Genomic DNA, 12,942 nt, shown 5'->3' with positions numbered 1-12,942 from the left:
GGAACCGCCGCTACCCCCGGAGTCCGTCCAACACCCGGGCGCGGAGCAGCTCGTACTCCTCGCGCAGCCGTACGATCTCCGCCGGCCGGGGTACCACCGTGCCGCCCGAGACGATTTCCTCCGGCCCGAACTGCTCACGTGTGAGGTCGATCTCCACGCCCATGCCCAGCCGGTTCCACCAGTGGTAGTCCGTGCGCACCCCGTCGACGGTGACCTCGCCGCGGATCAGCTCACCGCCGAGCAGGTCGTTGAGCACCATGGCGGTGACCCCGCACTGGTCCCTGGCCGGATTGTCCGGCGTCCAGTGCGGCCGGTGGGCGGGCGTGGCCGTGTCGGCGCCCCAGCCGGCCCGGACGGCGGCCTCGATGTCGGCGAGAAGGAAAGGCTGTGTGTGCTCCATGCCACCGATCGTCGCAGCCCCCACTGACACCGGGCCCTCCGCGGGCGGTCCCGCGGTCCGGAGGCGACGGCCTACGGTCCGTCCGCCCCCGTACCCGGCCGCCGGATCCTGATCCGCGAGGCCAGCACCGCGATGTCGTCCTCCGCGCCGGCACCGAACCTCTCCAGCACGTTGTCCAGCAGGTCGTCGAGGCTCCCGCTCTCCGGCAGGGTGAGCTCCGCCAGCCGCCGCACCGACACGTCGATGTCCTCACCCCGCCGTTCCACCAGACCGTCGGTGTACATGAACAGCACCGTCTCCGGACCGCACTCGACCGCCGTCGTCGCATAACCGCCGAACCCGGTACCGAGCGGCGGCCCCGCCAGCACATGACCGAACCGGGTCCCCGCCGTGCCCTTGTCGATGAAGACCGGCGGCAGATGGCCCGCGCTCGCCACGTTGCACACCCCGTCGAACCGGTCGACGACGGCCAGCAGACAGGTCGCCGCCCGGTCGAGCCCGGACCGTTCCACCATCTTGTCGAGCTGCTCCAGAATGAGGTGCGGCGGCTTCTCGTCGTCGGCGAGCAGCCGCAGCAGGGAGCGGTAGTGGCTCATCGCGACTGCCGCCTCCACCCCGTGACCCATCACGTCGCCGATCGCCTTCAGATGGCGGCCGTCCCGCAGCGGGATCACGTCGAACCAGTCGCCCCCGACCATCGAGCTCCGGTCGGCCGGCAGATACCGGGTGGCGACCTCGATGTGCGGGTGCGGCAGCCGCGGCTCGGAGAGCAGGGACCGCTGCAGCTCCAGGGCGATCGCCTGCTCGTGCGCGTAACGGCGGGCGTGGTCGAGATCGACGGCGGCCCGCCCGGCGAGTTCCCGGGCGACGACCACGTCCTCGTCCGAGAAGACCGGCGAGTCGCCCGCCCGGACCAGACCGAGGACTCCGAGCGGCCGGCTCCGTACCGTCAGCGGGACGATGACCGTCGAATGCATGCCCAGCGCCCGGTAGGCCGCGACCCGTTCGGGGTTGGCGACGGAGTTGCCGAGTTGCCTGTCACCGGCCATGTTGTCGACGACGGACTGGTTCGTCGCCAGGCAGCGCTGCACGGCCGCACCCTCCTGGTAGTCGATGTACTCACCGGTCAGCCCGAACTCCGCCGTCTCCTCCTTCAGCCCGGCCACCGCCGCCATCGCCGCCCGGCGAAGCCGCAGTACGCCGGGCGGCGACGGCCGCACGGGCGGCGCCACCTCCGGCGGGAAGACCTCGACCGTCGCCAGGTCCGCCAGCGCGGGAACGACGAGATCGACGAGTTCCGCGCAGGTGGTGTCCATGTCGAGCGTGGTGCCGATCCGGGTACCCGCGGAGTCGAGGAGGACGAGGTGGCGCCGCGCCTGTTCCAGTTCGCGCTGCTCCTCGTCCGTGGACATCGTCTCCATGATGATCGCGGCGACCCCCACCACGTGCCCGTCGTGCTCCATCCGGTGGTACGTGCCGTGCCAGTACCTGCGGGTCCTGCCGGGCCGCGCGGGCGTCCGCCCGCTGGACGTGATCTCGCGGGGCTTCCCGTCGGCGAGGATCGCCCGCATCATGTCCTCCCGCGCGTCGACGTAGGGCAGGACGTCGGAGACGGTACGGCCGATGTGTTCGGCTGCGGGGATGCCGTTGAGCCGTTCGAGTGCCGGGTTCACGTACAGGTAACGCAGCTGGGTGTCGAGGACGGCCACGCCCGCCGTGGTGCCGTCGAGCAGCGTCGCCAGCGACTCGTGGTCGAACGGCGGCGGATTGTCAGCGTGCGCATCGGCCTGCAACGGAACCTCCTGGGGCGGGGCGCGGACCGCCCTGCTGCCCGGCATTTCATCGTCGTCCGCAACGCCCCGGCGCGCATCCGCAGCGGTGGCCGCATACCGCTGTGCGGACGGAGACCGAACCGGCTGCCGTCCCTCCCCGTCGCCCTCTTCCTCTCCGTCCCCATGACGAGGGCCGCGCACCTGCTCCGCGCCCCCGCCGCCGGGCGCCGGGTCGCTGTCGCGGGCCGGTGCCCGTCACGGCACGTCCCGCCGGCCGGCCACCGCGGCCACGAACTCCGCGGGCGGCAGGTAACGGTGCGCCTCGACGTAGTGGGCGACCAACTCCGGTGCGGCGTACTCCACTCCGTCGCCCAGGACCCGGATCTCCGCGCTGCCGCGCGGACATGCGGCGCGCGCCCGTTCCCCGGCCGAGCGTTCCAGGAGCGCGTCGACGCACCAGGGACAGAGGTGGAAGCCGCGGGTCTGGTGCACGCGTTCCGTGGCGACCAGGCGTTTCAGCGCGTCGATGAGCGCGTACGGCGGATCGTCCGCGTCGTACGCGGAGTACTCCTGTCCCGGCTCCAGCCAGCCCACGTTGATCTCGGCCGGCCCTTCCGGCGTGCCGGGCTCCGGCTGCCCCGCTGCGTGGCCGTACGTGTACGGGGTGAGGTCCGCGAAGTACGTCATGGGCGGGTCCCTGCCGGTGCCTCGCCCGCGGCGCGCCGCAGCCGGTCGTAGTCCACCGTGCCGTCCGCCGCCGGGGCGGACGGCGGGAGCCGCAGGGCGGCGTCGACCGCCGCCGGAAGTGCGGACAGCCCCAGCAGCGCCGTCACCAGTCCGGTCGTCGCCGTGTGCCACACCCGGGCCCGGCGGAGCATCGCATGGTCGCTGGCGCGGATCGTCACCAGACACGACCGGGCGCCCGCCCGGCGGGCGCGGGTGGCGAAGGACCGGGAGGCCTCCGGGCTGGTCACACGGTCCCGGGTGCTGTGCAGAAGTACGACGTCCCGGCCGGCGAGCTGGCTGACCGGCTCGTCGGGCGGACACCACGGGGCGAGGCCGACCACCCCCCGTACCAACGGGTGCCCGGCTGCGCGGAGGGCGGCGCGGGCACCCATCGAGTGCCCGACGAGCACGACCGGGATCCCGCCGAACTCGCCCTGCACGTCGTCCAGCGCACGCACGGCGTCGTGCAGCGGATCCGCGCGGGACCCGTTCCACCCGCGGTGGCCGTACCGCACCTCATGCACCCGTACGTCCACGGGCCCGTCGCGGGTGGCCCGGGCCAGGGACCGGGCGAACGGCCGCATCCGCAGCGCCGCGAGGTTCAGCGGCCCGGCCGGGGGTGGTGTCAGACCCGTCTCGCCGCCGCCGTGCAGGAGGAGCACCGCCGCCGATGCCGGTGGCCGCCGGTCCGCCATACGTACCTCCTGCGCGCGGGAGGCACCACCGTACCGAGCATGCTGTACCGGAGCATCGCCGAAAACCGCACCCGTGTCGCACACAAGGGGACCCACCATGGGATCGTCACCACAACTCGGTCAGCCCGTCCCGGACTTCACGCTGCCGGGCGGAACGCTCGACGGAGAGACGTTCGAACGCCGCGACTACACACTGTCGGACGCCCGCGGCCGCACCGTCGTGCTCGCCTTCTATCCGGGCGACAACACGGCAGTCTGCACCAAGCAGCTCTGCTCGTACTCCTCCGGCATGGAGACCTTCACGGGGCTCGACGCGGAGGTCTGGGGAATCAGTCCACAGGGTGTGGACAGCCATGAGTCGTTCGCCCGCACGCACGGTCTGCGGATGCCGCTGCTGGCGGACACCGGGCGGGAGATCGCCCGGGCGTACGGCATCACCGCCCCGGGGATCGGGCTGCGCCGCGCCGTGTTCCTGATCGGGCCGGACGGCGTGCTGCGGTGGAAGCACGTGGCGGTCCTCGGGGCCACCTTCCAGTCGCTGGACACGCTCGCCGGCCGCATCTCCGAGATCAAGAACGAGTAGAACCGGCCGAGGATGCCGCGCCGGCCGGAAGTCGTGGTTCCGCCCGGAATCGCCCACCCCTCACCTGATCCAAGTCTCCGGTTAAGGTAATGGAAGGTTAAAGAGATCGCCAAGTGCGTCGCCGAGCCGCCGCGCTCCTCGGGAGGAAGCCATGGGAACCCACCGGACCACGCTGCCCGGAGTCGGTGTGCAGTACGACTACATCACCGAGTCGGGACAGCACATCTCGGTCGTCGTCCACCACGACGGGCGGCGGTTCATCGGGTTCTACGAGCGCGACGATCCCGATTCGTGCCGGCTCTCCGTGGCTCTGACGCCGCAGGAGGCCACCGGGCTCGCCCATCTCATCGACTCCGCGCCCATCGACGCCGTACGGACCGAGGGCATCGACCTCGTCACCGAGCACATACCGCTCGGGACGCGCTCCCCGTACGGCGGTCGGCTGCTCGGGGAGACCCGGGCCCGGACGCGGACCGGCGCGTCGATCGTGGCCGTGCTGCGAACGCACAGTGCGCATCCGTCGCCGGGTCCGGACTTCCGGCTGGCCATCGGGGACACGCTGGTCGTCGTCGGTACGCGTGAGGGCGTCGACGCGCTCTCCGAGATCATTGCGGAGGGCTGACCGTGCACGACACGACCGCACTGCTGGTGGAGCTCGGCTCCGTCATTCTGGGGCTCGGGATCATCGGACGGTTCGCCGGGCGGATCGGGCTCTCGCCGATTCCGCTCTATCTGCTGGCCGGGCTGGCGTTCGGGCACGGTGGGCTGCTGCCCCTCGGCGCCAGTGAGGAGTTCACCGCCGTCGGCGCCGAGATCGGTGTCATTCTGCTGCTGCTCCTGCTGGGGCTGGAGTACAGCGCGTCCGAGCTGGTGACGAGCCTGAAGACGCAGTACCCGTCCGGAGCCGTCGACTTCGTGCTCAACGCGACCCCCGGCGCGGTGGCCGCGCTGCTGCTCGGGTGGGGGCCCGTCGGAGCCGTCGCGCTGGCCGGGGTCACCTGGATCTCCTCCTCCGGTGTCATCGCGAAGGTGCTGGCGGATCTGGGGCGGCTGGGGAACCGGGAGACGCCCGTCGTCCTCGGCGTGCTCGTCATCGAGGACCTGTCGATGGCCGTCTACCTGCCGCTGCTCACCGCGATGCTCGCCGGTGCCGGACTGGCCGGGGGCAGTATCGCCCTGCTGGTCGCGCTCGGAACCGTCGGGCTGGTCCTCTATGTGGCGCTGCGGCACGGTCGGCTGATCAGCCGGGCCGTGTCCTCCGACAATCCGGAGATGCTGCTCCTCGTCGTTCTCGGACTGACCGTCCTGGTGGCCGGTGTGGCGCAGCACTGGCAGGTCTCCGCGGCGGTCGGGGCGTTCCTGGTCGGGATCGCGCTCTCGGGGGAGGTGGCGGAGGGGGCCCGCAAACTGCTGACGCCGTTGCGTGACCTCTTCGCCGCGGTCTTCTTCGTGTTCTTCGGCCTCTCCACCGATCCGGCCGCGATACCCCCCGTACTGCTGCCGGCCCTGATGCTGGCCGTCGTCACCGTCTTCACCAAGATCGGCACCGGGTGGTACGCCGCCCGGCGCGCCGGGATCGGGTCACGCGGGCGGTGGCGGGCCGGAGGCACGCTCGTGGCACGCGGTGAGTTCTCCATCGTCATCGCCGGGCTGGCCGTGGCCACCGAGCCGCGCATCGGACCGATCGCCACGGCGTACGTCCTGATTCTCGTCATCGTCGGTCCGCTCACCGCCCGTTGGACCCAGCCCGTGTTGGCCGGTGTCCAGCGACGGCGGAGCCGCGGGGGCAGTACTCCTGGGGGCGGTGCTCCCCGGAGGCGGGGCGCCGGCCGGGCACGAGGAGCTTCCGGTCGTGCAGCGCGCCTCGGCCGCCGACTGACCTGCGTCGGAGCGGGGTTGCCGCGTACAGGATCCACACCGGTTTCACCGTCGCGTTCAGCGACGAGAGCGCGGACACCGTGGTTCCGGCGGTGGCCACCGGCCCCATCGGGGCGACACGGGCGGACGACGACGGCCAGGGCCCGGCCGGAGGTGCCGGATCCAGGAGCGCGGCGACCGGCGCGGTACGGGGGCCGGCGCCCTGACCCGGCCGCCCCTCCGACCGCCGGGAACATCCCACGGTCCGACCGACCGCCGGACCCCGTCCCGGCCGGACCGGGGACTCACCGCTCCCCCCTGGTGAGTCCCCGGCCGCACCCTTCCCGCCTCACCCGTGTCTCAAGGGGCGGGCTCGTTCCTCCCGGTTGGCGACATGGCGTCATGATGGGCATGCAGGCAGCCACATCGAGGAGAGACAATCATGTCCGAATGCCCCGGAACGGATGGTCCCGAACCTCTTGAACCCGTTCCGGCCGGACCGTACTTCGTCCCCGTCCGGCCGGGCCCCGGCGGTATCTCCCGTTGTACGGCACGGTTCTTCCGTACCCCTCTCGGCCAGCGCACCGCCGTCGGGTTCACGTCCGCACGGCAGCTGACCGCCACCCTCGGCGCCGGTCAGCGCTGGATCAGGCTCTCCGAACCGGCCCTGCGTGCCCTCGCCGCTCCACTCGGCATCACCGTGCTCACCGTCGATCCGCAGCTGACCGCCCAGCCCGCGTCCTGCTCCCCCGAAGCGCGCCGGCGGAGCACGTATCCGCGAGAGGCACCGACCACCCTCACGTCACCGGGGCGTTGACGAGAAGCGGCCGGCCCGGCTGGACGCCGGGTGCGGGACCGGCCGGGGGAGACCGGCGGGGCGGGCGGCGCGTTCAGACCCGTACCGGGGCCGCTTCCTCCACCACCTGCGGCACCGGCGCGCCCCGGCGGTACATGACCAGCGTGACCAGCAGCCCCACGACGAAGAATCCCGCCGACCACCAGTAGGCGGTCGAATAGCTCTCCAGCTGGGCCCGGGCGACATCGGCGGGGGTCGGTGGCCGTCCGGCGAGGTAGCGCGCGGCGGCGCCGGCGGCGAGGGTGTTGAGCAGCGCCGTACCGATGGAACCGCCCACCTGCTGGCTGGTGCTGACCATCGCCGAGGCCACCCCCGCGTCGCGGACCGCTACCCCGTAGGTGGCCAGGTTCATCACCGTGGCGAACACGGCGCCGAGGCCCAGGCCGAGTACGAGCAGGGCCGGCAGCACATGGGTGGGGTAGCTGCTCGTCGCGTCCAGGCTCGTCATCCACACCATGGCGGCCGCGGCGATGCCCATACCGAGCGGCACGATCGGTTTCGCGCCGTACCGCGGCACCAGCACATTGGTCGTCGTCATCGACGTCGTGATCATCACGCAGACCATCGGGATGAAGGCGAGACCGGTGCTGACCGGCGAATAGTCCAGCGTCCTCTGCAAGTAGTACGTGAGGAACAGGAAGACGCCGAACATGCCGCCTCCTGAGATGAACATCGCCAGGTACGACGCCCCGCGGTTCCGGTCCAGCACCACCCGCAGGGGCAGCAGCGGATGCGCGGCCCGCGTCAGCCACCAGGCGAACACTGCCAGGAGCACACCGCCCGCCAGCAGGAACCCCCAGGTGTCCGGTGAACCCCACGGGTGCGACTCGGCGTCGGAGAAGCCGTACACGATGCAGAAGAGCCCGGACGAGACCAGGACGATGCCCCGCACGTCGAGCCCGGGACGGTCGGCGGGGATGCCCGCGGCCAGCAGCCGGGCACCGCCGACGAAGGCGGCCAGGGCGAACAGCAGATTCACGTACAGGCACCAGCGCCAGTTCAGGTACTCGGTGAGCACCCCGCCGAGCAGCAGCCCCACCGCGCCGCCCGTGCCCGCGATGGCCCCGTAGATGCCGAACGCCTTGGCGCGCTCCTTCTGGACGGTGAACGTGGTGGTGAGGAGGGAGAGAGCCGCGGGGGCGAGCAGTGCGGCGAACATGCCCTGGAGCGCGCGGGCGAGGACGAGGACGTCGAAACCAGGTGCGGCGCCGCCGATCGCGGATGCCACCGCGAAGCCGGTCAGACCGGTCAGGAAGGCGATCTTGCGGCCCACCAGGTCCGCGATCCGGCCGCCGAGCAGCAGCAGCGAACCGAATGCGAGGGCGTACGCCGTCACGATCCACTGGCGGTTGCCGTCGGAGAAGCCGAGGTCCTGCTGGGCGGAGGGCAGGGCGATGTTCACGATGGTCGCGTCCAGCACCACCATCAGCTGGGCCAGGCCGATCACCGCGAGCACCCACCACCGGTGGGGGAGGGTGGCCCTTGGCGTGCCGCCCCCGGCGGTCCCACCCGCACCGACGTCGGATCGCGTCCCGTGGAACGGCTCCCGCGCGGGACGTGAGTGACGAGCCATGGTCCGGGTCTCCCTCGGTGCGCACCCCGAAATCCCCCGCCCCTCACGCTAGAGGCAGGTCAGGCTCCCCGCACGTGGGGTGTGGTGCCGTCGGGTCAGAGCTCCTTCGCGGGCCACTCCAGCAGCCGTGCGCCGATCACCGCGGTCTGCAACGTGTAGCGGTGCATCGGGTCCGACGGGTCGGACCCGGTCAGCTGATGTATGCGTTCCAGCCGGTAGGTGAGCGCTCGGACGCTCAATGCCAGCCGGCGCGCCGTCTCGGCGGCCACGCAGCCCGTGTCGAAGTACTCGGAGAGCGTCTTCAGCAGCGGCTCCGCGCCGCCACGGGCGCCCAGGAGCGGGCCCAGCTGACTGCGCACCAGATCGGCCATGGCCTGCCGGTCCCGGGCCAGTACCGGGTAGACCAGCAGGTCGGCGGCGTACAGAACCGGATCCTGGAGCTCCATCCGGTCCGCCAGGTCGAGTGCGGCCAGCGCCTCGTCGTACGACTGGACGACACCGCCCGGGCCGCGGTGCGGACGGCCGACCGCGACCCGGCCGCCGTCCGTCGCCGCGTACGACTGCTTGACGAAATAGTTCAGGACGTCCGGCTGGGAGGCCGGGGCGACACAGACCATCCGCCCGTCCTTCGTCGCGAGGAGGATCTCCCGGCCGTCGAAACGGGCGAGCAGCGCCGCCTCCACACTGCGCGGCGCCACGTCCTTCTCGGTGTACGCCTGCGGCCCCGTCGCCACCGCGACCGCGTGGGCGCGCGACAGCCGCAGCCCGAAGCGGGTGGCCCGCTCGGCGAGCCGGCCCAGGTCGCTGCGCCCGTACAGCAGGTCGTCGACGAACTCCCGGCGCGCCGCCTCCTCCAGCCGAACGGTGATCCGCTGGGCGCGCTCGAACCCGTCGGCGAACGCGTCGACGGCCTGCTCGACCGCGGCCAGCACACAGTCGGCGGACCCGGGGTCGCCTGCGGTGACGTGGGGCCACGCGGCACGGGTCGCCGCCAGATGGAGACCGACCAGGGCACGCAGCTGGAATCCGGCCTCGGCCGCCCTCCCGCCGAGCGCGCGGCGGGCGTCCAGTTCACCCCGGGTCAGCCGCCGGCCGGTCGCGGCGACGTCGCCCAGGGTGCGGGTGTAGTCCTCCAGATACTCGTCGGGAATTGCGGACTCCGGCACGCCCCTGCCTCCATTTTTGATGCGTCACTGACACCCACTCAACGCAGCGGGGTACGTGCCGGTGCCCGGCATCAAGGGCGCGCGAAGATTGCCGGATTCCGGCAGTGCGGTACGACGGCGTCGGCTGTCATGATCGGGCTCAGCACCAACCGGGGGAACACGGGGGAAATCGCGGGGGACGGGGGAAGGCCCGGCAGCCGCGGCGTGGCACGACCGGACGCCGCGGCACCGGGGTCACCCCCTGCTGTCCCGCCCTCCGCACCCCACTCGCACGCAGGGGGGAGTGGACCGATGCAGGAATTCCTGGACGCCGCACTCTCCTTCCCCGCGGTCCTCTTCGGTGCCGCGCTGATCGTGGTCGTCTGCTTCTGGCTGCTGGTGCTGGCCGGCGCCGCAGACCACCACTCCTTCGAGACGAACCTCGGCGCCGGACCGGCCGGGCACGGTGGTGTGCCGGCCGCCGTCCCGGTCTCCCTGATGGTGGCCGTCGCCTGGTTCACCGGCCTGACCGGCACGGTCCTGCTGCACCGCAGCGCCGCCACCGACACCGCACGGACCGCGATCGGCTGGGGAGTCCTCGCCGGGGCGCTGGTGGTCTCCTGGGCCCTGGCCCGGATCCTCGTGCTCCGCTACCGCCGACACTTCCCCGCCGAACCCCCGCCGTCCCGGCGGGACTTCATCGGCCGGGTCTGCACGATCCGTACCGGCTCCGTCAGCTCCGACTTCGGGCAGGCCGAGGTCGCGGCAGCCGACGGCTCGACCGCGATCGTGCAGGTCAGGCAGTTGCCGCAGCCCGGCGAAGCGGTGTTCACGGCGGGCAGCGCCGGGCTGCTGTACGCGTATGACGACGAGGGCGAGTTCTTCTGGGTCTCGCCGTACGACGTGACGCTCGACCCGGGACCGCCGAAGCCGCTGCCGCGCGCCCGGACGCGGCGCACCCGCTGAGCCGTCCGCCGTACCCGGCGGGCCGGGCGCCGGCCGTGCCCGGATCCGTGGTCCGGTGCGCCCGGCCCCGTCGCCCCGGCCGCCTCTCCGCCTCTCACCTTCCTCACCACCCGCCAAGGACTGTCATGGACGCCATCTCCCTGGGCTTCGGTGTGCTCGTCGCCGTGGTCCTGCTCATCGCGATCGCTCTGCTGCTCGTCGTCAGCCGGCTCTTCCGCAAGGTCGAGCAGGGCAAGGCCCTGATCATCTCCAAGACCAAGAAGGTCGACGTGACCTTCACCGGCGCCGTCGTCCTGCCGGTGCTGCACAAGGCCGAGTACATGGACATCTCGGTGAAGACGATCGAGCTCCGCCGCACCGGGCGCGAGGGCCTGATCTGCCAGGACAACATCCGCGCCGACATCCACATCAACTTTTTCGTACGGGTCAACAAGACCGTCGAGGACGTCATCAAGGTCGCCCAGTCCATCGGCACCGAGCGGGCCAGCGACAAGGCCGCCATCCAGGAGTTCTTCGCCGCCAAGTTCGCCGAGGCGCTCAAGACCGTCGGCAAGCAGCTGGACTTCGTGGATCTCTACACCAAGCGCGAGGAGTTCAGGGACCGCATCATCCGGGTCATCGGCACCGACCTGAACGGCTACCACCTCGACGACGCGGCCATCGACCATCTGGAACAGACACCGATGGCCCAGCTGGACAACGCCAACATCCTCGACGCGCAGGGCATCCGCAAGATCACCGAGCTGACCGCGATCGAGCATGTGCGCACCAACGAGTACCAGCGCACCGAACAGAAGGAGATCACCCGGCAGAACGTCGACGCCCGCGAGACCATTCTGGAGCTGGAGCGCCGGCAGGCCGAGGCCGAGATCAAGCAGCGGCGCGAGGTGGAGACGCTGCGGGCCCGCGAGGAGTCGGCGACCGCCCGGGTCCAGGAGGAGGAACGGCTGGGCGCGCAGACGGCGTTCATCCGCACCGAGGAGCAGCTCGGCATCCAGCGCGAGAACCAGGCCCGGGAGATCGCCGTCGCGCAGAAGAACCGTGAGCGGGTCATCGCGGTGGAGAACGAGCGCATCGAGAAGGACCGGCTGCTGGAGGTCATCGGGCGTGAGCGGCAGACCGAGCTCAACCGGATCGCGGCGACGAAGGAGGTCGAGGCCGAGCGCCGCGAGGTCGCCGATGTGATCCGGGAGCGGATCGCGGTGGACCGTACGGTGGCCGAGCAGGAGGAGTCCATCAAGACGCTGCGCGCCGTCGAGGAGTCGGAGCGCACCCGCAAGTCGGTGATCATCGCCGCCGAGGCCGAGGCCCAGGAGAAGCTGGTCAAGGACATCAAGGCGGCGGAGGCCGCCGAGGCGGCCGCCACCCACCGGGCGGCCGAGCAGCTGACGCTCGCCGAGGCCCGGCTCAAGAGCGCGGACCTGGACGCGCAGGCGAAGCTGCGGCTCGCCGAGGGGGTCCAGGCGGAGTCCGCGGCGCCCGGCCTCGCCGAGGTGCAGGTGCGGGAGGCGGCGGCCGATGTCATCGAGAAGACCGGTCTCGCCGAGGCCGAGGCCACGTCCGCCCGGCTCCGGGCCGAGGCGGAGGGGTCGAGGCTGAAGGCCCTCGCAACGGCGGAGGGTACGCAGGCACAGGCCACCGCGGACGCGGCGATGATCGGCGAGAAGCTGAAGGCCGAAGCGGCCGGGCTCACGGAGAAGGCGGCCGCCATGGCGGCGCTGGACGACGCGTCGCGCGGGCACGAGGAGTACCGGCTGCGGCTCGCCGCCGAGAAGGAGATCCGGCTGGCCGGACTCGATGTGCAGCGGCAGGTCGCCGAGGCACAGGCGACGGTCCTGGCGACCGGTCTGGAGAACGCCGACATCGACATCGTCGGCGGGGACTCGGTCTTCCTCGACCGGCTCGTCCAGTCGATCTCGCTGGGCAAGGGCGTGGACGCGTTCGTGGCGAACTCGGACACGGCGAAGGCACTCGCCGGACCCTGGCTCGACGGCACGTCGTCGTTCACGGACGACCTGACCCGGGTGCTGGGATCGGTGACGTCGGGCGATGTGCAGAACCTGACGGTGTCGGCGCTGCTGATGCGGATGATGGGCGCGCCGGGAGCGGGGGACCGGGCCGGTCAGGTCCAGCAACTCCTGGAATCGGCCCGGAAGCTCGGCCTGGCTGACCTGCCGGTCGGGGCGCTGACGAACGTCCCGGCGTCGCGGAACGGATCGCCGGTGGCGTAGTCGGGAAGGGTCCGGGCCCGCCCTGTGCCCGGACCGACCGGCGACGTCCGCCCGGGCCCGCCCACCGCGCGCGCCGGGACCGACCGGGCCGCGGCGCTGCCCGCGGACGGACGGGTCCGCAGGCCGCGCAAGCCGAAC

General features: G+C 71.9%; 11 protein-coding genes and 1 pseudogene. 6 read left to right on the top strand and 6 right to left on the bottom strand.

Features of this window, described 5'->3' with window-relative positions; genetic code table 11:
- Positions 1-10 precede the first annotated feature (10 nt).
- From ACFVXE_RS15535 to ACFVXE_RS15520, 4 genes are all read right to left on the bottom strand, one after another.
- Positions 11-400 (bottom strand): hypothetical protein, encoded by a 390-nt coding sequence (locus tag ACFVXE_RS15535; protein WP_389671660.1) that lies wholly within the window; start codon positions 398-400, stop codon positions 11-13.
- Positions 401-471: 71 nt separating this feature from the next.
- Positions 472-2,238, bottom strand: a complete 1,767-nt coding sequence (locus ACFVXE_RS15530) for a SpoIIE family protein phosphatase (protein WP_389671659.1) — start codon at positions 2,236-2,238, stop codon at positions 472-474.
- A 189-nt stretch (positions 2,239-2,427) separates the two neighbouring features.
- Positions 2,428-2,859 carry a hypothetical protein gene (locus ACFVXE_RS15525; protein ID WP_389671658.1) on the bottom strand — a complete coding sequence of 144 codons (432 nt, stop codon included), beginning with the start codon at positions 2,857-2,859 and terminating at the stop codon, positions 2,428-2,430.
- The gene (locus ACFVXE_RS15520; RefSeq protein ID WP_389671657.1) at positions 2,856-3,593 is read right to left on the bottom strand and encodes an alpha/beta fold hydrolase; all 738 of its coding nucleotides are present in this window, start codon (positions 3,591-3,593) and stop codon (positions 2,856-2,858) included. Before ACFVXE_RS15520 ends, ACFVXE_RS15525 begins: the two co-directional genes overlap by 4 nt.
- A gap of 97 nt (positions 3,594-3,690) precedes the next feature.
- Here ACFVXE_RS15520 and ACFVXE_RS15515 point away from each other — a divergent pair, with 97 nt between their 5' ends.
- The 4 genes and pseudogenes from ACFVXE_RS15515 (at position 3,691) to ACFVXE_RS15500 (ending at position 6,850) form a co-directional block, all read left to right on the top strand.
- Positions 3,691-4,176: a peroxiredoxin gene (locus ACFVXE_RS15515; protein WP_389671656.1), complete on the top strand. Its 486-nt coding sequence runs from the start codon at positions 3,691-3,693 to the stop codon at positions 4,174-4,176.
- A 151-nt stretch (positions 4,177-4,327) separates the two neighbouring features.
- Positions 4,328-4,798 carry a cation:proton antiporter regulatory subunit gene (locus ACFVXE_RS15510; RefSeq protein ID WP_389671655.1) on the top strand — a complete coding sequence of 157 codons (471 nt, stop codon included), beginning with the start codon at positions 4,328-4,330 and terminating at the stop codon, positions 4,796-4,798.
- 2 nt (positions 4,799-4,800) lie between these two features.
- Positions 4,801-5,988: pseudogene (locus ACFVXE_RS15505) on the top strand (cation:proton antiporter); the annotation flags it as partial.
- A gap of 487 nt (positions 5,989-6,475) precedes the next feature.
- A complete protein-coding gene (locus ACFVXE_RS15500) occupies positions 6,476-6,850 on the top strand; it encodes an SAV_915 family protein (RefSeq protein WP_389671654.1) in 375 nt (124 codons plus the stop codon).
- A gap of 73 nt (positions 6,851-6,923) precedes the next feature.
- Here the strand turns inward: ACFVXE_RS15500 and ACFVXE_RS15495 are convergent, their stop codons facing one another.
- Together ACFVXE_RS15495 and ACFVXE_RS15490 are read right to left on the bottom strand one after the other, a co-directional pair.
- A complete protein-coding gene (locus ACFVXE_RS15495) occupies positions 6,924-8,462 on the bottom strand; it encodes an MFS transporter (RefSeq protein ID WP_389671653.1) in 1,539 nt (512 codons plus the stop codon).
- A 95-nt stretch (positions 8,463-8,557) separates the two neighbouring features.
- Positions 8,558-9,628, bottom strand: a complete 1,071-nt coding sequence (locus ACFVXE_RS15490; RefSeq protein WP_389671652.1) for a PucR family transcriptional regulator — start codon at positions 9,626-9,628, stop codon at positions 8,558-8,560.
- A 291-nt stretch (positions 9,629-9,919) separates the two neighbouring features.
- On the opposite strand from ACFVXE_RS15490, the gene ACFVXE_RS15485 reads away from it, so the two are divergent.
- Positions 9,920-10,573, top strand: a complete 654-nt coding sequence (locus ACFVXE_RS15485) for a hypothetical protein (protein WP_389671651.1) — start codon at positions 9,920-9,922, stop codon at positions 10,571-10,573.
- Positions 10,574-10,698: 125 nt separating this feature from the next.
- Positions 10,699-12,804, top strand: a complete 2,106-nt coding sequence (locus ACFVXE_RS15480) for a flotillin family protein (protein WP_389671650.1) — start codon at positions 10,699-10,701, stop codon at positions 12,802-12,804.
- Positions 12,805-12,942: the final 138 nt, after the last annotated feature.

This window comes from Streptomyces sp. NPDC058231 (assembly GCF_042882275.1).
In the GTDB taxonomy this organism is placed as follows: Bacteria; Actinomycetota; Actinomycetes; order Streptomycetales; family Streptomycetaceae; genus Streptomyces.
This window is presented reverse-complemented; position numbering and strand designations above follow the sequence as displayed.

Excerpts from the sequence above, each read along its gene's own strand:
- ACFVXE_RS15485 (WP_389671651.1), top strand. The coding sequence starts at position 9,920 with ATGCAGGAATTCCTGGACGCCGCACTCTCCTTCCCCGCGGTCCTCTTC.
- ACFVXE_RS15515 (WP_389671656.1), top strand. The coding sequence starts at position 3,691 with ATGGGATCGTCACCACAACTCGGTCAGCCCGTCCCGGACTTCACGCTG.
- ACFVXE_RS15480 (WP_389671650.1), top strand. The coding sequence starts at position 10,699 with ATGGACGCCATCTCCCTGGGCTTCGGTGTGCTCGTCGCCGTGGTCCTG.
- ACFVXE_RS15495 (WP_389671653.1), bottom strand. The coding sequence starts at position 8,462 with ATGGCTCGTCACTCACGTCCCGCGCGGGAGCCGTTCCACGGGACGCGA.
- ACFVXE_RS15520 (WP_389671657.1), bottom strand. The coding sequence starts at position 3,593 with ATGGCGGACCGGCGGCCACCGGCATCGGCGGCGGTGCTCCTCCTGCAC.
- ACFVXE_RS15525 (WP_389671658.1), bottom strand. The coding sequence starts at position 2,859 with ATGACGTACTTCGCGGACCTCACCCCGTACACGTACGGCCACGCAGCG.
- ACFVXE_RS15530 (WP_389671659.1), bottom strand. The coding sequence starts at position 2,238 with ATGCCGGGCAGCAGGGCGGTCCGCGCCCCGCCCCAGGAGGTTCCGTTG.
- ACFVXE_RS15535 (WP_389671660.1), bottom strand. The coding sequence starts at position 400 with ATGGAGCACACACAGCCTTTCCTTCTCGCCGACATCGAGGCCGCCGTC.
- ACFVXE_RS15500 (WP_389671654.1), top strand. The coding sequence starts at position 6,476 with ATGTCCGAATGCCCCGGAACGGATGGTCCCGAACCTCTTGAACCCGTT.
- ACFVXE_RS15510 (WP_389671655.1), top strand. The coding sequence starts at position 4,328 with ATGGGAACCCACCGGACCACGCTGCCCGGAGTCGGTGTGCAGTACGAC.